General features: G+C 43.0%; 33 protein-coding genes and 1 riboswitch. Of the genes, 1 reads left to right on the top strand and 32 read right to left on the bottom strand.

Going from position 1 to position 22,629, the window contains the following annotated elements; translation table 11 throughout:
- Positions 1-25: 25 nt before the first annotated feature.
- From rpmJ to rpsL, 32 genes are all read right to left on the bottom strand, one after another.
- A complete protein-coding gene (gene rpmJ, locus BO225_RS08445; RefSeq protein ID WP_003866328.1) occupies positions 26-142 on the bottom strand; it encodes a 50S ribosomal protein L36 in 117 nt (38 codons plus the stop codon).
- A gap of 142 nt (positions 143-284) precedes the next feature.
- Entirely contained in the window at positions 285-932 is a 648-nt protein-coding gene (locus BO225_RS08440) for an adenylate kinase (RefSeq protein ID WP_076341798.1), read from the bottom strand.
- A gap of 15 nt (positions 933-947) precedes the next feature.
- Entirely contained in the window at positions 948-2,237 is a 1,290-nt protein-coding gene (secY, locus tag BO225_RS08435) for a preprotein translocase subunit SecY (protein ID WP_076341797.1), read from the bottom strand.
- A gap of 3 nt (positions 2,238-2,240) precedes the next feature.
- Positions 2,241-2,678: a 50S ribosomal protein L15 gene (rplO, locus tag BO225_RS08430; protein ID WP_076341796.1), complete on the bottom strand. Its 438-nt coding sequence runs from the start codon at positions 2,676-2,678 to the stop codon at positions 2,241-2,243.
- Between the two features lie 14 nt (positions 2,679-2,692).
- Positions 2,693-3,205 carry a 30S ribosomal protein S5 gene (rpsE, locus tag BO225_RS08425; RefSeq protein WP_076341795.1) on the bottom strand — a complete coding sequence of 171 codons (513 nt, stop codon included), beginning with the start codon at positions 3,203-3,205 and terminating at the stop codon, positions 2,693-2,695.
- Between the two features lie 12 nt (positions 3,206-3,217).
- Entirely contained in the window at positions 3,218-3,574 is a 357-nt protein-coding gene (gene rplR, locus BO225_RS08420; protein ID WP_076341794.1) for a 50S ribosomal protein L18, read from the bottom strand.
- 22 nt (positions 3,575-3,596) lie between these two features.
- Positions 3,597-4,142, bottom strand: a complete 546-nt coding sequence (gene rplF, locus BO225_RS08415; protein ID WP_076341793.1) for a 50S ribosomal protein L6 — start codon at positions 4,140-4,142, stop codon at positions 3,597-3,599.
- A 15-nt stretch (positions 4,143-4,157) separates the two neighbouring features.
- On the bottom strand, positions 4,158-4,553 hold the full coding sequence (gene rpsH, locus BO225_RS08410; RefSeq protein WP_076341792.1) for a 30S ribosomal protein S8: 396 nt from the start codon (positions 4,551-4,553) through the stop codon (positions 4,158-4,160).
- 17 nt (positions 4,554-4,570) lie between these two features.
- Positions 4,571-4,756: a type Z 30S ribosomal protein S14 gene (locus BO225_RS08405; RefSeq protein ID WP_076341791.1), complete on the bottom strand. Its 186-nt coding sequence runs from the start codon at positions 4,754-4,756 to the stop codon at positions 4,571-4,573.
- A gap of 12 nt (positions 4,757-4,768) precedes the next feature.
- The gene (gene rplE / locus BO225_RS08400; RefSeq protein ID WP_076341790.1) at positions 4,769-5,308 is read right to left on the bottom strand and encodes a 50S ribosomal protein L5; all 540 of its coding nucleotides are present in this window, start codon (positions 5,306-5,308) and stop codon (positions 4,769-4,771) included.
- A 10-nt stretch (positions 5,309-5,318) separates the two neighbouring features.
- Positions 5,319-5,642: a 50S ribosomal protein L24 gene (gene rplX, locus BO225_RS08395; RefSeq protein ID WP_076341789.1), complete on the bottom strand. Its 324-nt coding sequence runs from the start codon at positions 5,640-5,642 to the stop codon at positions 5,319-5,321.
- Positions 5,643-5,654: 12 nt separating this feature from the next.
- Positions 5,655-6,023, bottom strand: a complete 369-nt coding sequence (gene rplN / locus BO225_RS08390; RefSeq protein WP_076341788.1) for a 50S ribosomal protein L14 — start codon at positions 6,021-6,023, stop codon at positions 5,655-5,657.
- A 17-nt stretch (positions 6,024-6,040) separates the two neighbouring features.
- On the bottom strand, positions 6,041-6,298 hold the full coding sequence (rpsQ, locus tag BO225_RS08385) for a 30S ribosomal protein S17 (protein ID WP_076341787.1): 258 nt from the start codon (positions 6,296-6,298) through the stop codon (positions 6,041-6,043).
- A gap of 12 nt (positions 6,299-6,310) precedes the next feature.
- Positions 6,311-6,508 (bottom strand): 50S ribosomal protein L29, encoded by a 198-nt coding sequence (rpmC, locus tag BO225_RS08380; RefSeq protein ID WP_076341786.1) that lies wholly within the window; start codon positions 6,506-6,508, stop codon positions 6,311-6,313.
- The gene (rplP, locus tag BO225_RS08375) at positions 6,508-6,924 is read right to left on the bottom strand and encodes a 50S ribosomal protein L16 (protein WP_076341785.1); all 417 of its coding nucleotides are present in this window, start codon (positions 6,922-6,924) and stop codon (positions 6,508-6,510) included. The genes rpmC and rplP overlap by 1 nt, the downstream gene beginning before the upstream one ends.
- Positions 6,911-7,762: a 30S ribosomal protein S3 gene (gene rpsC, locus BO225_RS08370; RefSeq protein WP_076341784.1), complete on the bottom strand. Its 852-nt coding sequence runs from the start codon at positions 7,760-7,762 to the stop codon at positions 6,911-6,913. Before rpsC ends, rplP begins: the two co-directional genes overlap by 14 nt.
- A gap of 10 nt (positions 7,763-7,772) precedes the next feature.
- Positions 7,773-8,108 (bottom strand): 50S ribosomal protein L22, encoded by a 336-nt coding sequence (rplV, locus tag BO225_RS08365; RefSeq protein ID WP_076341800.1) that lies wholly within the window; start codon positions 8,106-8,108, stop codon positions 7,773-7,775.
- Positions 8,109-8,120: 12 nt separating this feature from the next.
- Positions 8,121-8,399 (bottom strand): 30S ribosomal protein S19, encoded by a 279-nt coding sequence (gene rpsS, locus BO225_RS08360; protein WP_076341783.1) that lies wholly within the window; start codon positions 8,397-8,399, stop codon positions 8,121-8,123.
- 14 nt (positions 8,400-8,413) lie between these two features.
- On the bottom strand, positions 8,414-9,247 hold the full coding sequence (gene rplB, locus BO225_RS08355; protein WP_076341782.1) for a 50S ribosomal protein L2: 834 nt from the start codon (positions 9,245-9,247) through the stop codon (positions 8,414-8,416).
- Between the two features lie 58 nt (positions 9,248-9,305).
- A complete protein-coding gene (gene rplW, locus BO225_RS08350) occupies positions 9,306-9,596 on the bottom strand; it encodes a 50S ribosomal protein L23 (RefSeq protein ID WP_076341781.1) in 291 nt (96 codons plus the stop codon).
- On the bottom strand, positions 9,596-10,225 hold the full coding sequence (rplD, locus tag BO225_RS08345) for a 50S ribosomal protein L4 (RefSeq protein ID WP_076341780.1): 630 nt from the start codon (positions 10,223-10,225) through the stop codon (positions 9,596-9,598). The genes rplW and rplD overlap by 1 nt, the downstream gene beginning before the upstream one ends.
- Complete coding sequence (rplC, locus tag BO225_RS08340) at positions 10,225-10,920, bottom strand: 50S ribosomal protein L3 (RefSeq protein WP_076341779.1); 696 nt, start codon at positions 10,918-10,920, stop codon at positions 10,225-10,227. Before rplC ends, rplD begins: the two co-directional genes overlap by 1 nt.
- A gap of 14 nt (positions 10,921-10,934) precedes the next feature.
- The gene (rpsJ, locus tag BO225_RS08335; RefSeq protein WP_016320210.1) at positions 10,935-11,246 is read right to left on the bottom strand and encodes a 30S ribosomal protein S10; all 312 of its coding nucleotides are present in this window, start codon (positions 11,244-11,246) and stop codon (positions 10,935-10,937) included.
- A gap of 167 nt (positions 11,247-11,413) precedes the next feature.
- A complete protein-coding gene (locus BO225_RS08330) occupies positions 11,414-11,869 on the bottom strand; it encodes a pyridoxamine 5'-phosphate oxidase family protein (protein WP_076341778.1) in 456 nt (151 codons plus the stop codon).
- 12 nt (positions 11,870-11,881) lie between these two features.
- Positions 11,882-12,529 carry an ECF transporter S component gene (locus BO225_RS08325; RefSeq protein WP_076341777.1) on the bottom strand — a complete coding sequence of 216 codons (648 nt, stop codon included), beginning with the start codon at positions 12,527-12,529 and terminating at the stop codon, positions 11,882-11,884.
- An 84-nt stretch (positions 12,530-12,613) separates the two neighbouring features.
- Positions 12,614-12,728: riboswitch (FMN riboswitch) on the bottom strand.
- Between the two features lie 48 nt (positions 12,729-12,776).
- Entirely contained in the window at positions 12,777-13,418 is a 642-nt protein-coding gene (locus tag BO225_RS12035; RefSeq protein WP_083632159.1) for a hypothetical protein, read from the bottom strand.
- On the bottom strand, positions 13,415-14,734 hold the full coding sequence (locus BO225_RS08315; protein WP_076341776.1) for a M18 family aminopeptidase: 1,320 nt from the start codon (positions 14,732-14,734) through the stop codon (positions 13,415-13,417). The genes BO225_RS12035 and BO225_RS08315 overlap by 4 nt, the downstream gene beginning before the upstream one ends.
- A gap of 76 nt (positions 14,735-14,810) precedes the next feature.
- Positions 14,811-16,268 carry an APC family permease gene (locus BO225_RS08310; protein ID WP_076341775.1) on the bottom strand — a complete coding sequence of 486 codons (1,458 nt, stop codon included), beginning with the start codon at positions 16,266-16,268 and terminating at the stop codon, positions 14,811-14,813.
- Positions 16,269-16,404: 136 nt separating this feature from the next.
- Positions 16,405-17,589: an elongation factor Tu gene (tuf, locus tag BO225_RS08305; protein WP_076341774.1), complete on the bottom strand. Its 1,185-nt coding sequence runs from the start codon at positions 17,587-17,589 to the stop codon at positions 16,405-16,407.
- A gap of 90 nt (positions 17,590-17,679) precedes the next feature.
- Positions 17,680-19,758, bottom strand: coding sequence for an elongation factor G (fusA, locus tag BO225_RS08300; RefSeq protein WP_076341773.1), 2,079 nt, complete (start codon positions 19,756-19,758; stop codon positions 17,680-17,682).
- A gap of 17 nt (positions 19,759-19,775) precedes the next feature.
- Positions 19,776-20,246 (bottom strand): 30S ribosomal protein S7, encoded by a 471-nt coding sequence (gene rpsG / locus BO225_RS08295; protein ID WP_076341772.1) that lies wholly within the window; start codon positions 20,244-20,246, stop codon positions 19,776-19,778.
- Between the two features lie 25 nt (positions 20,247-20,271).
- Positions 20,272-20,685, bottom strand: coding sequence for a 30S ribosomal protein S12 (gene rpsL / locus BO225_RS08290; RefSeq protein WP_076341771.1), 414 nt, complete (start codon positions 20,683-20,685; stop codon positions 20,272-20,274).
- 322 nt (positions 20,686-21,007) lie between these two features.
- Here rpsL and BO225_RS08285 point away from each other — a divergent pair, with 322 nt between their 5' ends.
- On the top strand, positions 21,008-22,318 hold the full coding sequence (locus BO225_RS08285) for an IS30 family transposase (RefSeq protein ID WP_076341770.1): 1,311 nt from the start codon (positions 21,008-21,010) through the stop codon (positions 22,316-22,318).
- Positions 22,319-22,629: the final 311 nt, after the last annotated feature.

Below are 22,629 nucleotides of genomic sequence, written 5' to 3'. Positions count from 1 at the left end.
GCAATACGTGCCATTGTTCCTCCTACTAGTTTCCTTGTCTCTGTTTGTGTTTTGGATTTTCACAGATCACCATTACACGACCTTTGCGTCGGATCACTCGGCACTTGTCGCAGATTGGTTTGACAGATGGTCTAACTTTCATCTTTTTTCCTCCTGTGTTCCACCACGTATTTGCACCCTGTTAAAATGCGTAGCCTTCGAGCTGGCTATTCGGATTTTAACAGAAACGTGATGTTTCTATTATAACGCAAATAAATGCGCTTATACATTATAAGCGCAATTTATTAGTTTTTCAAGGCTTCCACTATGGAAGGCCAAATTTCGTTCACATCGCGATTCGCATCGATATGATGAACGATTCCTTCTTTTTCGTAATATGCGATAACTGGCTCTGTATTTTTCGCATATTCATCTAATCGTGTTTTAAGACTTTCCTCATTGTCATCTTTTCGTTGCGACAACGGTTCGCCATCTACATCACACACCCCTTCTTGTTTAGGAGGTGTCGTATAAATGTTATAGATAGCTCCGCATTTTTTGCAAGTACGACGACCGGTGATCCGTTTCGTAAGGACATCGAACGGAACATCCATCACGATTACATGATCGACAGCTAGATCGCTACCCTTTGTCATTTGCTCAAAAGCAAGGGCTTGATCCAGTGTTCTAGGATATCCATCAAGTAGATATCCATTTTTTGGGTCCTTTAAATTCTTCAAATAATCTGCCACCATTTTATTGGTGATCTCGTCAGGAACTAAAAGACCTTTTTCCGTATAAGCTTTGGCTTGCTTGCCAAGTTCTGTCTCATTTGCGATATTCGCGCGGAAGATATCTCCAGTCGAGATGTGATTTAAGTTAAACTCATCTTTCATTCGGCTCGAAAACGTCCCTTTGCCAGATCCAGGCGCACCCATGATAAAGATGTTCATAATTGTATCTCCCTTTTAATCTTCGAAATATTTCTTATACGATTTCTGTGTAATTAATCCTTGGACTTGTTTTACGGTTTCGATCGCTACACCGACAACGATGATCATACCCGTTCCGCCTAAAGCCATCGAGCTTGGAAGCTCAGGCCAAATAAGTGGCATAACATGAGGCATGACAGCGATGAAGGCAAGAGCGACTGCTCCTAAAACAGTAATTCTTGTAAGTACTCTATCGATGTATTCTTTTGTTTCCGTACCTGGACGTACACTTGGAATATACGCTCCTGACTTTCCTAGGTTCTCAGCGATCTTTTCAGGATTGATCTGCATCTTCGTATAGAAGAATGTAAAGAGCAAGATCAATACGACGTAGATTGCCAACGAATACCAAGTCTGCAAGCCTAACCAGTTCTGCATTGGCTTGAGCCATTCATTTTCTGGGAAGAAGCTTGCGATCTGTAAAGGAGCCATCATCAATGAACTCGCAAAAATAACTGGAATCACACTTGCCGAGTTCACTTTCAAAGGCAAGTAATTCATTTTATTGTTTTGAGACATCGTGACAGAGCTTGAAGTGTATTGGATTGGAATTTTTCTTTCCGCGGTATTGATCAATGTCACAAACACGATGATTAATAAATAAATCAAAATGTAGGCCGCAAAAAGCACAGCGCCATTTGCGATCTTAGAATCGATCAATGAGGACCATGCAGCACTAAATTGCTGCGGCATCCGTCCAACGATACCAGCCATAATGACCATCGATATCCCATTTCCAATTCCCTTTAGTGAAATTTGATCTCCAATCCAAACTAAGAACATTGTGCCGGCCGTAAAGATCGTCGCGATATATAGAAGTTTCGCGACAGTGACTCCACCTACGATCAACCCAGTATACGTATGTGAAAAGCCATATACGAGTGAGAAAGATTGAACGAAAGCGAATACGACTGCTAGATAGCGAGTGTATTTATCGAGCTTTTTTCGGCCATTGGCACCAGATTTAGAAAGTTCTGTCAGACTTGGAATGACATCCATACTTAAGAGCTGAATAATGATGGATGCGGTGATGTATGGTGTAACACCTAGAGCAAATACAGAGAATTGTTCTAGACCACCGCCTCCAAGCAAATTCAACATCGCAAATAAAGAATTATCGCCAAGTCCAGCGACTAAATCTGTTGTGTTTACATCTGGGATCGTGATCGCACAGCCCAATCTGTAAACAAGAAAGGCGAACAAGGTAAAGAGGATCCGATTTCGGATATCTTTATTGGTCCACATCGCCTTTAGATTGGAACCCATTAATTAGCAGACCTCTACTTTTCCGCCCGCGTTTTCAATAGCTTCCTGAGCTGATTTCGAGAACTTAGCCGCTGAAACAGTTAATTTCTTTGTCAACTCACCTTCTCCAAGGATCTTTACACCATTTAATTCTTTTTTAACCAATCCGCTTTCGATCAAAAGTGCTGGTGTAACGTTGGTTCCATCATCAAAGCGATTCAAATCTTTTACATTGACGATCGCATATTCTTTACGATTGAAGTTCGTGAAACCACGTTTTGGTAAACGACGCGCGATTGGTGTTTGTCCACCTTCAAATCCAAGACGAACTCCACCGCCGCTACGTGCTTTTTGTCCTTTTTGTCCTCGTCCAGACGTTTTGCCAAGTCCGCTTCCAGGACCACGACCTACGCGCTTTCTAGAAGTACGAGGATTCAGAGATTGCATTTCATGTAATTTCATAGTTGAACCTCCTATTAGTATCCACGGATCTCTTCTGGTGTTTTACCACGAAGTTCTGCGACTTGCTCGACTGTTTTCAAGTCTTTCAATGCGGCCACTGTAGCGCGTACAACATTGATCTTCGTACGAGAGCCAAGGCATTTCGTCAAAATATCGCTGATTCCTGCAAGTTCAAGAACGGCACGTGCAGCACCACCGGCAATTACACCTGTACCTTCTGAAGCTGGACGCATAAATACAGAACCTGCTCCATAGTTTCCCGTTACTTCGTGCGGGATCGTCGTTCCAATAATAGGAACTGTGAAGACATTCTTCTTTGCGTTATCAACTGCTTTGCGTATCGCATCAGGTACTTCTTTTGCTTTTCCTGTTCCGATTCCAACGCGACCTTTTTTATCTCCTACAACAACCAAAGCTGAAAAGCGGAAGTTACGACCACCCTTAACAACTTTTGTTACACGGTTGATCGCTACAACTTGTTCTTCAAATTCTTTTTGGTCTCTTCTAGGTTTTCTTTCATTAGCCATGATCCGGACCTCCTAAAATTCCAAGCCCGCTTCACGAGCTGCTTCTGCCAATGCTTTGACACGACCAGTGTAGATATATCCTCCACGGTCGAATACGACATTTTTGATTCCTTTTTCTAATGCGCGTTTTGCCACTTCTTCGCCAACCTTTTTGGCGGCTTCAATGTTTCCACCATTTTCAAGTTTCATATCTACACTTGAAGCAGATACTAGGGTATGGCCATTGACATCATCGATGACTTGGGCATGAATATTCGCATTACTTCTGAATACATCTAAACGTGGGCATTCAGGAGTACCGCTTACTTTCGTACGTACACGTTTGTGACGGCGAAGTCTTTGTTCGTTACGTGATTCTTTTTTCAACATGTATTAGATCTCCTTTCCCACTCTATTTCTTACCAGCTGTCTTACCTTCTTTACGACGGACAACTTCATCTTTATAGCGAATACCTTTTCCTTTATAAGGCTCAGGTTTACGTACAGAACGTACGTTGGCAGCAAATTCACCAACTTGTTGCTTATCGATACCAGCGACTTTGATCGTCGTAGCGCTTGGGCAAGTTACCTCTAAACCATCTACGACATCGATTTCAACTGGATGCGAATAACCAACATTCATTGTTAGCTTATTGCCTTTGATTGCAGTACGGAATCCGATACCTACAAGTTCCAATTCCTTAACGAAGCCATCGGACACGCCGACAACCATATTATGAAGCAATGCTCGAGTCGTTCCGTGCAATTGCTTAGTATGTTTTTCATCATTTGGACGTTTTACTGTGACTTCGTTATTCTCAACTTGAATATCCATCAATGGTGAGAAAGTACGCGTTAAAGTTCCTTTAGGTCCTTTAACAGTCACCTCATTCCCAGCGGCTACATCTACAGTAACACCAGCAGGAATGGTAATCAGTTTATTCCCGATACGTGACATTTATTTTCCTCCTAATTACCAAATGTACGCAATGACTTCTCCACCTTTGTGGTTTTTCTTTGCGTCTTTTTCAGTCATCATTCCACTTGAAGTAGAAATGATCGCAGTACCTAAACCGTTCAATACGCGTGGAAGATCGTCGACCTTAGCGTATACGCGAAGTCCTGGTTTAGAGATCCGACGAAGTCCGCTAATTACGCGTTCTCCATTTTTTCCATATTTTAGATCGATCGTCAATTCTTTTTTCTTGTCGCCTTCGATCTTGTAGTTGTTGATATATCCTTCACTCTTTAAGATTTCTGCAATTGCTGCTTTTTCTTTACTTGAAGGCATGCTTACCGTTTCATGTTTTTGTTGTAAAGCATTACGGATTCTAGTAAGCATATCCGCAATTGGATCAGTCATGTTCATAATTCAATGCCTCCTTGTTACCAGCTTGCCTTCTTAACTCCAGGGATCTGTCCTTTATAGGCCAATTCTCTGAAGCAAATACGGCATAATTTATATTTCTTTAAAACAGAGTGTGGACGTCCACAACGCTCGCAACGCGTATATTCGCGAACTTTAAACTTCTGCGGGCGTTGTTGTTTATTGATCATTGCTTTTTTAGCCATTGTTTCCTCCTCTTATTTTTTGAAAGGCATACCCATGGCGCTAAGAAGCGCTTTTGCCTCATCGTTAGTTTTCGCTGTCGTTACGATTACGATATCCATACCACGTGTGCGGTTTACTTTATCGAAATCGATTTCAGGGAAAATGATTTGTTCTTTAACTCCTAAAGTGTAGTTTCCACGACCATCAAAGCTCGTATCGCTTACACCACGGAAATCACGAACACGAGGAAGAGAAATGTTGAATAGCTTATCAAGGAATTCATACATTTTGTCCGAACGAAGCGTTACTTTTGTTCCGATCGGCATTCCTTCACGCAATTTAAAGTTTGCGATTGATTTCTTTGCTTTTGTAATAACTGGCGCTTGACCAGAGATTGCTGCTAATTCTTCAACAGCTTCGTCAAGAAGCTTCGAGTTTTGGATCGCATCGCCAACACCGATGTTAATTACGACTTTCTCGATCTTAGGAACTTCCATAATTGAAGAATAATTGTAATCCTTCATTAATTGAGGGACTACATCCGTTTTGTATTTATCTAATAAACGTGCCATGTTCACCCTCCTACTTTACTTCTGTGCCTGACTTTTTGAAGATGCGCACTTTTTCTTTTTTACCTTCTTTATTCGTTCTGATTTCATAACGAATACGGCTTGGGGCTTTTGCCTTTTCATCATAAAGCATTACATTCGATACATGGATCTTCGCTTCTTTTTCGATGATTCCACCATCTGGATTTTGTTGTGTTGGCTTTTGATGTTTTTTTACGATATTTACGCCTTCCACGATCACTTTATCTTCGCGCGGGAAAGCTTGTTTCACTTCACCGATCGTGCCTTTGTAAGCACCAGTAATGACTTGAACTTTATCACCTTTTTTAATTCTCACAAGACACTCCTCCTATAATACTTCCGGTGCCAACGAAACGATCTTCATGAAATCACGATCACGAAGCTCACGAGCTACCGGTCCAAAAATACGAGTTCCTCTTGGTGTTTTATCGTCCTTGATCAATACGACTGCATTGTCATCGAAACGAATATATGTACCATTTGGACGACGTACTCCACGACGAGTACGAACGATAACGCCTTTTACGACGTCACCTTTTTTAACGGCTCCACCAGGAGTTGCCTGCTTAACAGCACAAACAACAATGTCGCCGATGTTAGCGAATTTTCTTACGGATCCACCTAAACAACGAATGACTAAGACTTCCTTAGCCCCTGTGTTGTCAGCGACACGTAAACGGCTTTCGTTTTGAATCATTGTGTCAACCTCCTAGTTTATCCTTGCGCTTTTTTGTTGATTTCAACAAGACGGAAACGTTTTGTAGCAGAAAGAGGACGAGTTTCCATGATCGTAACTGTATCTCCCATTTGCGCTGCATTGTTTTCATCATGCGCTTTGAATTTCTTTGTATATTTTACACGCTTACCATAAAGCGGATGTACTTTCTTTGTTTCTACCGCAACTGTGATCGTTTTATCCATTTTGTCGGAAACAACAGTTCCACGGTATGTTTTACGTTGATTTCTTTCCATCGAGCTGCCCTCCTACTTATTTGCGTTTTCGCGCTCAGTCATGATCGTTTTGATACGAGCGATCGTTTTCTTAACGGTTCTTAAACGAGCAGTATTTTCAAGCTGACCAGTTGCCTGTTGAAAACGGAGGTTAAATAATTCATCTTTCAGGGCATCGATATCTTTTAATAGCTCTTCATTGGATTTTTCGCGAATTTCTTTAGCGTTCATTATTCGACTTCTCCTTTTCTAACAAAACGAGTTTTTACTGGAAGCTTGTGCGCAGCAAGACGAAGCGCTTCACGAGCTACTTCTTCGCTCACTCCGCCAACCTCGAACATAACTCGTCCTGGTTTTACAACAGCTACCCAACCTTCTGGAGCACCTTTACCTGAACCCATGCGGACTTCAAGAGGTTTTTTCGTTCTTGCCATATGTGGGAAGATACGGATCCATACTTTACCGCCACGTTTCATATAACGTGTCATGGCAATACGGGCTGCCTCGATTTGACGGTTGCTTACATAGTTGCCTGATTCAGCAACAAGACCATATTCACCAAAATCTACCGAACGTCCAGCCTTGCTTCTTCCTTCGTAGCTCAAGCGGTGTGGACGACGATATTTTGTACGTTTAGGCATTAACATCTTCGTTACCTCCTTTGTTTACAGGAGCGGCCGCTTTTTCAGCATTTGCGCCCTTCGCATTTGCTTGACGTCCATTACGGTTATTGTTGCGGCCATCTGGACGACGATTGTTTCTTCTACGGTTACGCATTGGACGTTGTTTTGGAGCTTCAGGTTCTTTGACCATTTCGCCAGGCAATACTTCACCGCGGCAGATCCAAACCTTGACACCAAGACGACCATAAGTCGTAGCAGCTTCTTCCCATGCGTAGTCGATATCGGAACGAAGTGTATGCAAAGGAACTACACCTTCAGAATATCCTTCTGTACGTGCGATATCCGCGCCTGCTAAACGACCAGAAACCGAAGTTTTGATTCCTTTCGCTCCAGCGCGCATCGTGTTTTGGATCGCTTTTTTCTGTGTCGCGCGGAAAGATTTACGATTTTCGAGTTCGTTCGCGATCCAGCGTGCAACCAAACGAGCGTCCAAGTTTGGATTTGCGATCTCTACGACATTGATCTGAACGTTTTTCACGTTCGTCATCTTAACGATTTTTTTCTTTAATCCTTCGATTGATTTTCCATCTTGTCCGATTACGACACCTGGGTGCGCTGTACGGATGATGATCGTCAAGCGATTGTTTGTTCTTTCAATCTCAATTCTTGAGATTTGAGGATCGGCTTTTCTTTTATCGGCTGCGCTCGCAGACAATTTTGCATAGTAATCTTCGATAAAGTCACGGATTTTGACATCTTCCATCAATAATGTTCCGAATTCTTTATCATCCGAATACCATCTAGATTGCCAATCACGGATGATTCCGACACGCATTCCGATCGGACTAACTTTTTGACCCATTTCGATCCTCCTATTCCTTCTCAGCCACAACGACTGTTACGTGGCTGGTACGTTTCATAATTGGGCTTGCGCTCCCTTTTGCGCGAGGCATGAATCTTTTCATCGTCATCCCTTCGTCTGCATAGCAAGCCTTAACATAAAGTTTTGCTTCATCTAAATCATTATTATGAACTGCGTTGGCGATGGCAGACTTCAATACTTTACCTACGATCTCGCCACCTTTGTTTGGCAAGAATTTGCAGATCGCTGCTGCTTCTTCCACGCTCTTGCCTCGAATAAGATCCAAGACAAGTCTTACTTTACGAGGCTGAATGCGAACAGTTTTTGCGGTTGCTTTTACTTCCATCATCTCTACCTCCTACTTCTTGCCTTTCTTATCATCTTTTGCGTGATTTGCATATTTACGAGTTGGAACGAATTCTCCCAACTTGTGTCCAACCATATCTTCTGTCACATACACAGGAACGTGTTCTTTTCCGTTGTGTACTGCGAAAGTATGCTCAACGAATTGAGGGAAGATCGTTGAACGACGGCTCCAAGTTTTGATCACTTCTTTTTTGCCTGCTTCGTTAAGAGCAATGACTTTCTTCATCAAGTGTTCATCACAGAAAGGACCTTTTTTCAAACTACGACTCATGTCTTATCCTCCTTCTACTTACCGTTGCGGCGACGTACGATCAATTTCGTACTTGCTTTCTTCTTATTACGTGTCTTGACACCAAGAGCTTTTTTACCCCAAGGCGTCATAGGCGATTTACGTCCGATCGGAGTGCGACCTTCACCACCACCATGAGGGTGATCGTTCGGGTTCATTACAGAACCACGGACGGTAGGACGAATTCCTTTCCAACGGCTGCGTCCGGCTTTACCTAAATTGACAAGACTGTGGTCTTCATTGCCGACTGTTCCAACTGTTGCGCGACAAACACCTAGAACCTTACGAACTTCTCCAGATGTAAGACGCAATGTTACATATTTATCTTCAATACCAAGGATCTGGGCAGAAGCTCCGGCACTACGCGCCATTTGTCCACCTTTACCTGGTTTTAATTCAACGTTGTGAACGATCGTACCTTCAGGCATATTTCTAAGTTCCATCGCATTTCCTGTACGGATATCGACTTCTGGACCAGAAACGACCTTCATACCAACTTCTAATCCCTTTGGAGCAAGAATGTAGCGTTTCTCACCATCTACATAGTGGAGAAGCGCGATGTTGCAAGTACGATTTGGATCGTATTCGATCGCAGCGACTTTTGCTGGAACATTGTCCTTGCGACGTTTGAAGTCGATGATACGATATTTTCTTTTATGTCCGCCACCTTGATGACGTGTCGTGATACGACCTGTATTGTTTCGTCCACCTTTGCTTGTCAAAGATGTAACCAAACTTTTTTCTGGCGTCTTCTTCGTGATTTCTTCAAATGTCAATGTCGACATGCCACGACGGCCAGGTGTAGTAGGTTTATACTTTTTAATAGGCATAAACTGTTTTTTCCTCCTATTCGCAATATTTATTCAGGAAATAGCGACTTCTCCCTGATTATTCTTCACCAAACAAATCGATTGTTTGTCCTTCTTTAAGTTTTACGATCGCTTTGCGGACCGCTTTTGTTTTTCCTGTAAAACGTCCAACGCGTTTTGGTTTTGGTTTTACATTCAAGATATTGACTTTTTCAACATCTACGTGGAACAAAGCTTCAACAGCTAATTTCACTTCCACTTTTGTTGCGCCCTTAGCAACTTCAAAAGTCACTTTATTGTCTTCAGCCATGAGCTTCATCGACTTTTCGGTAATGATCGGGCGAAGGATCACGTCTCTATAATCTACCATTATGCTAACGCCTCCTCGATTTCTTTCACTGCAGCGCTAGTTACTACGATTCTATTCGCGTTTACTAAATCGTATACGTTGATTCCTTTTGAAGTCATCATGCTTACACCAGGAATATTTCTAGCGGACAACATCGCGTTCACGTTATTTTCGTTTTCACCTAATACGAACAATGTTTTATATGGCGCTTTGATCGCTTCTACAACTGCCACGAAATCTTTTGTTTTTGGGGCAGCCAGCTCCAATGTATCCATAACGTTCATCGCTTCTGCCAAGACTTTATCGCTCAATGCAGATTTAAGTGCAAGACGACGAACTTTTTTATTCAAACGGTAGCCATAGCTTCTAGGATGAGCGCCAAACACCGTTCCGCCGCCACGATATTGAGGAGCGCGGATCGAACCTTGACGAGCGCGACCCGTTCCTTTTTGACGATAAGGCTTGCGTCCACCGCCACGGACTTCAGAACGTCCTCTCGTGCTCGCTGTTCCTTGACGACGCGCTGCTTGCTGCATCACGAGAGCATCGAACAAAGCTTGCTGGTTTGGAACGATCCCAAACACTTCATCGTTTAAATCGATCGAACCAACAACATCGCCAGTTTGATTAATAACATCTAATGTAGCCATTATTCACTAACCTCCTCGTTTACCGTATAGTCAACCAAAGTCACAGGGGCTTTGTTTCCTTTGGAAGTTTTAGCAGTACGAACCATGACCAAACCTTTTTTAGGCCCTGGCACGCAGCCTTTGATCAATAAGTAATTCTTTTCAGGATCAACTTTGATCACTGTCAAGTTTGGATTCGTCGTGCGGTATCCACCTTCTTGACCAGCCATAACAGTACCCTTCATGATACGTCCTTGACGCGAAGTGATACCGTTTGTAGCCAACGAACCGATATGACGGATGTTCTTCGATCCACCATGTGTTTTTGGTCCTTGATGCGCATTGTTGCGGACGATCGTACCTTGGTAACCTTTACCTTTGCTCGTACCGATCACATCCACAGTTTCACCTGGTTCGAAAATATTAACGCTGACTGTATCTCCAACGTTCAGATCCAGTTCACAATCGCGAACTTCACGAACGAAACGTTTAGGTCCAGTTCCTGCTTTTTTTGTATGACCGATGTTCGCCTTTGTTGCTCTGCGCTCTTTGATATCTTCAAAGCCAAGCTGCACAGCTTCATAGCCATCTGTCTGTGTCGTTTTTACTTGAAGAACCACATTTGGAGTAGCTTCTACGACGGTAACAGGGATCAATTCTCCGTCTTCAGAGAAAACTTGAGTCATCCCTAATTTTCTTCCTAATAGACCTTTCATCTTTGACACCTCCATTAAAGTTTAATCTCGATGTCAACACCGCTAGGAAGTTCAAGTCTTTGTAAAGAATCGATTGTTTCCTTATTTGGTGCAACGATCTCAATCAAACGCTTATGCGTACGCATTTCAAATTGTTCACGTGAATCTTTGTATTTGTGAACTGCACGAAGAATCGTAACCACTTGCTTTTCTGTTGGAAGCGGTACTGGGCCGATGACTTTTTTAGCTCCGTGCTTTGTAGCAGCATCGACGATTTTTTTAGCACTTTCATCCAAAATCCGGTGCTCATACGCTTTTAAGCGAATTCTCATTGTATTGTTTGCCATGGTTTGCTCCTTTCGTTTATTCTAGATAAACATGCTCCATGCGAATTACCTGACTCACCCATGACAACGCTTTTCAGTGGGTCAGCAACCTCGCACTTCTACGCAGTGCTAAAAGATAATAGCATACAAAAACAGGGAATTCAACCCTGTTTATCATCATTATTTACTTAATCGTAAGGCTTGTATTCTACCTGCTCCGTGTCAAAATCCAAGAAGAGCTGAAAAGCGTTCCGGTTTTCATCTTCATCCCAGATCTCTACGAATTTAGGCGTGACTTCAACCAATATCTCCGTATCCTCGTGCGAATAAGCGTTGTAGGATTGCCAAAGAAATTTTTTATAAAGCTGCTCGAAGATTCTTCCTTCTTCTTCGATAACTAGACCTTTAATGGCGGCGATCCCTTCGACTTGCACTCCATTCCAGCACATAGCTACTCGTGGATTCTCATATAGCTGTCTCGTCTTGCGGAAATTCTTATCCGTCTTGAAATAGATCTTATCATGATAAAACAAGCAGCTGACGTTTCGGACCATCGGATAATCATCGACACTCGTGGCGAGCGCCATGATCTTCCAATCTCCCAATTTTTCATCCATGATTTTTTTTGCTTCTTCGAATTTCATACCTTGCTCCCTTTAAAACATTCCATTGAGCGTGCAAACGATCAAGAGCGCGCTCACAAATAGAAAACCTCCAACGGCTGCCATTCCTTTGCTCGTGGATACATGTGTCGATTCTTTCACGAGTCCAGAATGGCGTAAAGCTGTTACGATCGGCTTATAGATCAAAAGTGTCGCGCCCGAATTGATCCCGCATTTGATCAAGTTGAAAGGCACGATTCCTGGCAACAGCAAGTTCACTACAGCTTCTCGCGGCATTCCATAATAGATGGGCGTCACGATATAGTTCCAGATCACCATCGAAACACAATTGAACAAAGTCCCCACGATCAATCCGATCATCGCGCCTTGCTTCGTATGCATCTTTTTATAAATAAAGGCGGCTGTGCAAGCATAGGTACATGAAGCGATCATGTTCATGAGAACATCTAAGATCGTTCCGCCGCGAAAGAGCAATTCGAGCACAGAAGTGATCGCGGAAATGATCAGTGCCGTCATAGGACCATACATAAATCCACCAATGACGATAATGATATCCTTTGGATCAAACTTCAAAAAAGGAACCGCTGGGACGATCGGAAACGAGATCAAAAGATTCAAGACCATTGCCATCGCGCAAAGAAGACCAATCACTGTGATTTTTTTCGTTTTCGAATTTTCCATTTTTTAACCCTCCTTAAATAAAGAAAACGCGCCTAAAATAAACTTCTAGGTGCGTTTTTCAGACTATTAAAAAAGGTCATTGAAAAAACTCTTCTTTCATCCAGACTTTAACTGTTGCTATCGGAGTTTCACCGATTCGGCCCGTAGGTTCGCGGAGTATACCGCCAGTAGAGAATTTCACTCTGCCCTGAAGATTTATTCTATGCGCTATTATTGTACGCCTTTCGCATCTCCTTGTAAACTTATTCTATCTACCTTCGTTAGGAATCGAATAAAGGATTTTTGAGAACTTGTTTTTTTCGACAAAATAGGCGACAAGCAAAACGACAAGAGTAAAATCCAAGTTTGGAGGAAGCATAAGTTTCAATAAAAAACTTAGCAAAAAAGAGCTAACATCCATATAAAGAAAATCGCGGCTTTTCGTGCAGGAATGGATCATCCGGTATTTGACCTGCAGATTGGTGACCAAGATCACCAAACCGATCACGCCTACGATCGCGTCCACGGAAAAGTTGATCAAATAGATCCCAGCCAGCAAAGCGCGTAAAAAGAATAAGACCATCGTTCCACTCATCACGATCATCAAACCAGTCATCGTAAACTTTTCTTCATATTCTTTCCGGATTGTCTTCTCGATTTGTTTGAACGCAGAAGAGCGTCGCCAAGAGCGTAAGTTGTCAAACGTATATGTCATCGGTTTTTTTTCTTTTTCCGCTTTCTCCATCTGCATCACATAAAATCGGGCATACATCGCTTTCTTGATCCCAAGCCAATCCTTTTTATCGATCACTTCGACCATTTTGCAAAGATCGGAATCCTCTTGCGCTTGCATCCATTGATTTTTAATTTCAACTGGAAGCCAGGACGTTATTTTTTTGGAATCACTCATCCAATGATTACCTGTTCGGATTCGTCGATTTGAATATTGGAGTCGAAGAACATTTTGAGCGCTTCGTAGGCGTAGGCTGTATCTTTGCTTCCTGCTGTTTCATAACTCGAATGCATTGCCAATTGAGGCAATCCGATATCGACAGCGTTGAGCGAGACTTGCGTGTTGGATAGATTTCCAAGCGTAGAACCTCCCACCTTGTCTGAACGGTTGGCGAACAATTGCACAGGGACGCCAGCTTTCTTACAAATCGAAACGAAGATCGAACGAGAGAAAGCGTCTGTCGTATACTTTTGGTTCGCCGCTTCTTTGATGACGAGTCCATGATTCATATATGCACAATTGATCCGATCCGTTTCTTCGCTCTTATTTGGATGGACAGCATGCGCATTATCGCAGGAAACTAAGAACGATCTTGCGATCGCTTGATGATATTCATCTTCATCATAGCCTAAGTTGAAGTTGATCCGACGAAGCGTATCTTGCAAGAATGTAGACATGGCGCCTTGTTTTGTGTTCGAGCCAACTTCTTCATTATCAAAGCAGCAGTAAACATTGATCGCTTTTGGATTGCTGCTGGCTAAAAAGCCTTTTAGCGACACAAAAGCACATTGCAAATCATCCAATTTTGGAGAAGAAATGAACTCGTTTTCATAGCCCCAGATCGCTGGACTTTGACGATTGACCAAGAACAGATCTTTTCCAAGGATGTCCTCTTTTTGCACCCCTAATTCTCTAGCGATCATTTGATCAAATTCACCTGGTCGCATAGCTCCGGCTGAAAAGAGAGGGCATAAATCAACAGAACGGTTGAATGCATATCCATCGTTCACTGCTCTATTCATATGGATCGCTAAGTTAGGAATCAGCAAAACATCTTTATCGATGTAAAGCAATTTATTTTTGATCGCGCCATCTTCTTTGACTAGCACGCGGCCTGCCACGCTAAGTGGTCGATCGAACCATGTGCTGTCGATCATTCCGCCATACGCTTCTACGTTTAATTTTAGATATTCGCCAGGTCCTAGGAGCTCGGCTGCGCTTTTGATCTTATACGTTGGAGAATCCGAATGTGCCGCACTCATTTGGAAATGGTAATCGCTCAATTCATTTCCTATCTGAAACGCGATGATGCTTGAATTGTTGCGGGTTGAATAATACTTACCGCCCTTTTCAAGTTTCCAAGGCTTTCCTTCTGGTAAATATGTATAGTTTTCTTTTTCTAAATACGATTTGATAGTATGGATCGAATGGAACATACTCGGACTTGCTTGTATGAATTCCAATAATTCTTTTGAAATCTCTAAATCATTCATAGTATTGCCTCCTTCTTGTAGTGTAGCATCAAACAAAAGAAAAAGAAAACCTCGCTCTTGAGGTTTTCTCTTTCCACTATTTCGATGATACCGCTTTTTCGTCTTGTCTTTTGCGGATCATTGGCATGATCATGCCTAACAAAATGAATACGAATGGTGAAAGTGCGTTCAAGACCGTACGCATTGGATCTTGTGAATCATACATTCCTAAAATACAGAATGTCGCAGTGATCACGAAACACCATACACCAAAGAACAAGGCGACTTTATTGTTTTTAACAAATTGATAATCGCGTGGGAATTTCGCGGATTGCTTGCGGAGCATGATATAGGCGAAGAACACCCATAAATAACGAAGTGGCATACATACTGAATTCAAGCGGGTCAACCAAGTAATGATATCCGAAGCGTCTTTTCCTAATAACTGGATCGCGATGATCGAGCCTGAAAGAACAACAACGAGCTTGATTCCATTTGTATAGGCACCATATTGGTTTTTCTTCAACAATTGTTTTGGAACGTATTGTCGAGCCGACTCATCATCCAAAAGCATTCGCAATGGAGCGTCGATACTGAGCACTAAAGTCGAGAACTGTCCAACCGCATTGCAGGCTCCATAGAAAATAACGAACAAGTTCCCAACATGATAATATTCGCCAAGTCGTTGGAATGCTTCATAAGCTCCATTGGCAATGAAGGATGCTTGCGCTTCTCCTGTGATTTCTGCACCCGAGAACATCATACCTAAGGCAACAGTTCCTAAGATTGCGCAAACCATGACCATGATCGCCAAAGCAATCATTCCTTTTGGGAAGTTTTTCGCTGGATTTTCTACTTTATTTACGTAAGGAGAAATCTTTTCACATCCTCCAACCGCGAACACAAGGATCGATAGCGAGGTGAAATATTCAACATTGAACTTTGGAATCAATGCGTCCCAGCTCCAATCCAGCGGAATATAAGTCGCGTTTGGATTGATGATCGGTGCTGCGAACATCATCAATATAAACAAGATCGACATGATGAACATACTCGATCCGGCTGCCGTTGCCAACGCTTTTAGTGGATTCAAGCCTCTAGATGCGACCCATGCGAAGAACAAGAATACGACACCTGTCGCAAGTTGGACTTGCCAAGATGGCAGCGAGTCATACCAATCGTTTTTTAGAGTCATCCAAGCTAGCGCTTTGAGTCCTCCTGATCCTTTTGATGCGATATAAGGAATATGAACGACCCAATATGTATATCCCGCGTAATATGCGAGTTTTGGGTTTGTCGTTTCCAATACCCAGGATGTAACGCCGCCTCCAGCGTTCTTAAATGCAGAACCCAGTTCTCCAACCATTAAAGCGTATGGTACGAAATATAAAGCAAACATCATGATCCATGAGAAGATTACTTGTGTTCCATGGAAATAGCCAAATCCGTTTGTTACATTTCCAAATCCCCAAACAGTAGAGAAAGCCATGAAGGCCAACATATACCATTTGATCTTTTGGTTTGACTTCTGGGTAGATGAATTATCTTTAGCCATTTTTAGCTCCTTTCATATGTCTTAACAATCTTCACACAATCATTATGGATTGTCAAACAAGTTAGGTTATTTAGATTTATTAAAATAAGCACAAAAAAAGAGACAACCTTTCGATTGTCTCAAAATTGATCAAAAATTAACCAACGATTTCAGTAACGTTTCCGGCACCTACAGTGTGTCCGCCTTCACGAATAGAGAATTTCGTTCCGTTTTCCAATGCGATTGGAGCGATCAATTCAACATTCATTTCAACGTTGTCACCAGGCATAACCATGTCTGTTCCTTCAGGAAGAGTGATTACACCAGTAACGTCTGTTGTACGGAAGTAGAATTGAGGACGGTAGTTCGAAACGAATGGAGTATGACGTCCACCTTCTTCTTTGCTCAATACGTATACTTGCGCTTTGAATGTAGTGTGTGGGTTAACGCTTCCTGGTTTTGCAAGGACTTGTCCACGTTGGATCTCGTCACGTGCGACACCACGAAGAAGTGCACCGATGTTGTCTCCGGCTTGTGCTTCGTCCAATTGTTTATGGAACATTTCAAGACCAGTCAATACCGATTTACGAGTTGGTTTGATACCAACGATTTCAACTTCGTCACCAAGGTGAGCCGTTCCACGTTCAACACGTCCAGTTGCGACAGTACCACGACCAGAGATCGTCATAACGTCTTCGACAGCCATCAAGAATGGTTTGTCGATGTCACGTTCTGGATCTGGGATCCAAGTATCAACCGCATCCATCAATTCGTCGATCGCACCTTCATAGTTAGGGTCTCCTTCAAGAGCCTTAAGAGCAGAACCACGGATGATTGGAGTGTTGTCTCCGTCGAATCCATATTCGTTAAGCAATTCACGAACTTCCATTTCAACAAGGTCGATCAACTCTTCATCGTCAACCATGTCGCATTTGTTCAAGAATACAACGATGTAAGGAACACCTACTTGGCGAGCAAGAAGGATGTGCTCACGAGTTTGAGGCATAGGACCATCCGATGCTGCTACTACAAGGATCGCACCATCCATTTGGGCTGCACCTGTGATCATGTTCTTAACGTAGTCAGCGTGACCTGGGCAGTCTACATGGGCATAGTGACGATTTTCTGTTTGATATTCAACGTGTGCTGTGTTGATCGTGATTCCACGTTCTTTTTCTTCTGGAGCTCCGTCGATAGAATCGTAAGCTTCTGCTTTAGCCATACCTTTTTTTGCTAAAACGTTAGTAATCGCTGCAGTTAACGTAGTTTTACCATGGTCAACGTGACCGATCGTACCAATGTTAACGTGAGTTTTACTTCTGTCAAATTTTTCCTTAGCCATTTAAATTTTCCTCCTAAATGCTAATCATTCATAAATAATCGGTTTAATTTTAATTCAATATGTCATTAAAATCAACCTATTTATGTTTCATTATTCTTGTGCTGTTGCACTTTCTTTAATGATCTTTTCAGAGATGCTCTTAGGCACTTCTGAATAATGATCAAATTTCATAGAATAGTTACCACGACCTTGTGTGAATCCACGAAGATCTGTAACATAACCAAACATTTCAGAAAGAGGGATCATCGCACGTACGATGATTGCGTTACCGCGCTCTTCTTGGTCTGTGATCTGACCGCGACGGCTAGAGACATCACCCATGACCGAACCAAGATATTCTTGAGGGGCAGTGACTTCAACAAACATGATCGGTTCCAAAAGAACTGGCTTACATTTTTTAGCAGCCTGGCGAAGTGCCATGCTGGCCGCGATCTTATAGGCCATTTCCGAAGAGTCGACATCATGGTAAGATCCATCAAACAAAGTCGCCTTCACATCGATTACTGGATATCCAGCGATCATACCGTTCTCAAGAGCGGCTTCCAAGCCTTCTTGCGTAGGTTTGATATATTCACGAGGAACCGAACCACCAACGATCGCATCCACGAATTCGAAACCTTTTCCTTCATTTGGCTCGAACTTGATCCATACGTGTCCATATTGACCACGTCCACCAGATTGACGGATGTATTTTCCTTCACATTCAGCTTCTGTGCGGATCGTTTCACGATAAGCAACTTGTGGTTGTCCGACTACCGCTTCGACTTTGAATTCGCGACGAAGACGGTCAACGATGATATCCAAGTGAAGTTCACCAACACCAGCGATGATCGTTTGTCCTGTTTCTTCATTCGTATATGTTTTGAATGTAGGATCTTCTTCCGCAAGTTTTGCAAGGGCAAGACCCATCTTATCTTGGTCAGCCTTTGTTTTTGGTTCAAGCGAAAGTTCGATCACTGGTTCTGGGAATTCCATCGACTCGAGGATGATCGGTGATTTTTCATCACAAAGCGTATCTCCTGTTGTCGTATTTTTCAAACCAACGGCCGCAGCGATATCTCCTGCGTAAACTTCGGAGATCTCTTTACGAGCATTGGCGTGCATTTGAACGATACGTCCAAAACGTTCTCTCTTGTCTTTGTTCGAGTTGAGAACATAGCTTCCCGATGTTGCCGTACCTGAGTAGACACGGAAGAACGAGAGCTTACCAACAAATGGGTCTGTTGCGATCTTAAAGGCCAAAGCGGAGAATGGTTCTTCATCGCTTGCATGTCTTTCATCTGGTTCGCCCGTCAAAGTCGTTCCTTTGATTGCAGGAATATCAAGAGGTGAAGGCAGATAATCTACGACCGCATCCAAAACCATTTGGACACCTTTGTTTTTATAGGCAGATCCGCAAAGAACAGGGAAGAAGTCACCAGCGCAAACAGCGATACGAAGCACGCGTTTGATTTCTTCAACGCTAGGTTCTTCACCTTCAAGCACTTGCATCATGAAATCTTCATCATAATCTGCAAGATACTCGAGAAGCTTCATGCGATATTCTTCCGCAAGATCAACAATGTCTTCTGGGATCTCAGTCACTTCGATTTCAGTACCAAGATCATTTTTATAGATCTCCGCTTTTCGTTCAATGATATCTACGATTCCAGTGAACGAGCTCTCGGCACCGATTGGAAGTTGGATCGGGCAAGATTTTGCGCCCAAACGCTCCAAGATCGTGTTGCACGACATGATAAAATCTGCACCTGTCGCATCCATCTTGTTGACGAACACGATACGAGGGACACCATATTCCGTTGCTTGGCGCCATACAGTTTCTGTTTGAGGCTCAACTCCGGCTTTCGCATCCAATACAGTGACTGCACCATCCAAGACACGCAGTGAACGTTCAACCTCAACGGTAAAGTCTACGTGGCCTGGAGTGTCAATGATATTGATCCGGCACCCTTTCCAGTGACAAGTCGTTGCGGCCGAAGTGATCGTGATACCACGTTCTTGTTCTTGGGCCATCCAGTCCATCGTACTTGCACCATCGTGTGTTTCACCAATTTTATGATTGACACCCGTGTAGTACAAAATACGTTCTGTCGTTGTTGTTTTTCCTGCGTCGATATGCGCCATGATCCCGATATTGCGGGTATCCTTTAATGAGAATTCTCTTGGCATTCTTTCGACATCCTTTCTTACCAGCGGTAATGAGCAAACGCCTTATTCGCTTCTGCCATTTTATGAACAGATTCGCGTTTCTTCACGCTTGCACCAGCGTTGTTGGCAGCATCGATGATCTCAGCAGCCAAGCGCTGTTCCATTGTTTTTTCGTTTCTGAGACGTGCATAGTTGACCAACCAGCGAAGTCCCAAAGTCAAACGACGCTCATCGCTGACTTCTACAGGCACTTGATAGTTCGCACCACCAACACGACGTACTTTCAATTCAAGTTGAGGCATTACATTTTCCAATGCTTCCTCAAATACTTCCATAGGTTGTTTTCCAGTTTTTACTTCAATAATATCAAACGCGTTGTATAAGATATTTTGAGCAGTCCCTCTTTTACCATCAATCATGATTTTATTGATCAAGCGAGTGATCAGCTTAGAGTTATAAATAGGGTCTACTAATACATCACGTTTAGCAATATGTCCTTTTCTAGGCATGGTCTATTTCTCCTTTCACGATCGATTAGTTTTTAGGTTTTTTCGTTCCGTATAAAGAACGTGATTGTTTACGGTCATTTACTCCGGCGCAGTCCAACGTTCCACGGATGATGTGGTAACGAACACCTGGCAAGTCTTTGACACGACCACCACGGATCAAAACCACACTGTGCTCTTGCAAGTTGTGTCCGATTCCTGGAATATAAGCAGTAACTTCCATTCCGTTCGAAAGACGAACACGGGCATATTTACGAAGCGCCGAGTTTGGTTTTTTTGGTGTCATCGTACCAACACGAGTACATACTCCACGTTTTTGTGGGGATGACAAATTTGTTGGTTTTGATTTCAAAGAGTTGTAACCACGGTTCAAAGCTGGTGACTTTGATACGTTTTGACTAGCCTTACGACCTTTACGAATCAATTGATTGATTGTAGGCATAAGTTCCTCCTTCTATACTTAATTATTTTTAGATACAAGTACACGAATCCGGGTGGTTCATAACCGTTCCTTTTTTTAGTCCCCGAAGGGACTCGTTGCGCGTACGAATGTACTTTACTCATTTATGGATGAATTGTCAAGCTTTTTTAAAAAAAAAGATGCCTTGTAAACTGAAAACTTAAATTCCAATCCAGACCATCAAAATCGGAATTTAGTCATTCAAAAATTCCAATTCGAATTTACTCGTACATTTCCTTCTATTTCCGTGTATCCTTTATTTGGAACGTCTTCTTTTGCTCCCCCTTTCAAAAGGAGAACTGTTATGGCCAAAAACAAACATCTAGATCGTAATGATCGTACCATCATCCTTCGTGGAATCGTTGAAAGATCTCCCCGCACTTCTGTCGCCCTCACTCTGGGCAAAGACAGCAGCACCATCGCCAAGGAGATTCGTCTTCACCGTCTGACCATCCCGCCAAAAAAATTTCAGATTGCTAAAAATCTCGGCGGTCCGATCGTCCGCTGCGCCATCAAGGATTGTATCCACATCCAAGACGGCTCCTGTCCTCTTCACAGAAAAACACAGAACGGCAAGTGTTTCGAGCCTTGCGATCATCCTCAGCCTTTTCCCTGCAGACAGCGCGACCGCTGGCTTGCCTGCAACGGCTGTCCCGATCAAAAGAAGTGCTTCCGGTTTCAATACAAATACGATCCCGATTCCGCTCAGAACGAATATTCCTCCCTGCTCCGTGGATCCCGGGCCGGTATCAACATGACGACCGGACAGCTCGATCAGCTCGCCTCCATCATTGCCCCGCTCCTTAAGCACGGCCTTTCTGTCGAGTCGATCGTTTCCAACCATCCTGAAATCGAAGTCTGCGCCAAGACCCTATACAATCTGATCAATGACGGGTATCTCAAGCCTTACGGCATCGACCGTTTCTCTACTCGCAGGGCCGTCAATCGAAGGCAGTCCTCCATAAAGAAAAACTATAAGCCAAGGGTCGACCGCTCCTATCAGATCGGACGCACCTACAAGGATTTCTGCGAGTATATCAAGCAGCATCCTCAAGCTTATGTGTGGGAAATGGATACCGTCTATAATGATATACACACAGGGCCGTTCATCCAGACTTTCCTGGAACGATTCTCCAATTTCATGATCGCGCATCTGTGCACAGAAAAAACAGCGGATCAGATGCTGGAAGGAATCGTTCGCATCCGTGATCAGCTCTCAGAAGAGGAATTCAAGAAATATTTTCAGGTGATTCTCACCGACAGAGGCTCGGAATTCACCAAGGCTGACGAAATAGAAAAGCTTGGATGCCGCCTCTTCTACTGCGATCCGATGCAGTCGGGACAAAAAGGAAAGATCGAAGAGAACCATACCATTCTTCGATACATCTGCCCTAAAAAGGCGGATCTGGCAAAACTGGGACTGAGAGAACAAGAGGATCTGGATACGATCTGCTCGCATCTCAATTCCTATCCGAGGAAGTCGCTGTCAGGACGCACTCCATATGAAGCTCTTCAATTTTTTCTCAGGAACGACGAACTTCCTAAGAAGCTCCGTATCTGCAGGATCGAATTCGACGATCTGAATCTGAATCCGGATCTGATCCGTAAAGATTGATTTATTCCGGGGAGCAAAAGGGACCTGTCAACCATCCAAACACTACGAGCGATCGGAATTAAGTGATACATTTAAAAAAAATCACAATCTGACCGTAGCTTTTATATACCTTTTTTTACCATCCAAGCCGCTTAAATTTTATCATTTTAGAGTTTACTCATACAGAAAAACCGTAAGCGGGAATTAAAACAGCGGGTAGCAGCCTGATGAAAGTTAAAGTAGAGTAACCACAGGAGGTGGCTACCCTATGGAAACGAATACCACTGCTCATAATGAAGATCTTGTATTTACCGAGATTCCTTTTCCAAAAA

It is taken from the genome of Dubosiella newyorkensis (assembly GCF_001945605.1).
Taxonomy (GTDB): domain Bacteria; phylum Bacillota_I; class Bacilli_A; order Erysipelotrichales; family Erysipelotrichaceae; genus Dubosiella; species Dubosiella newyorkensis.
Note: the sequence above shows the minus strand (reverse complement) of the source record. Positions and strands in the feature narration are given on the sequence as shown.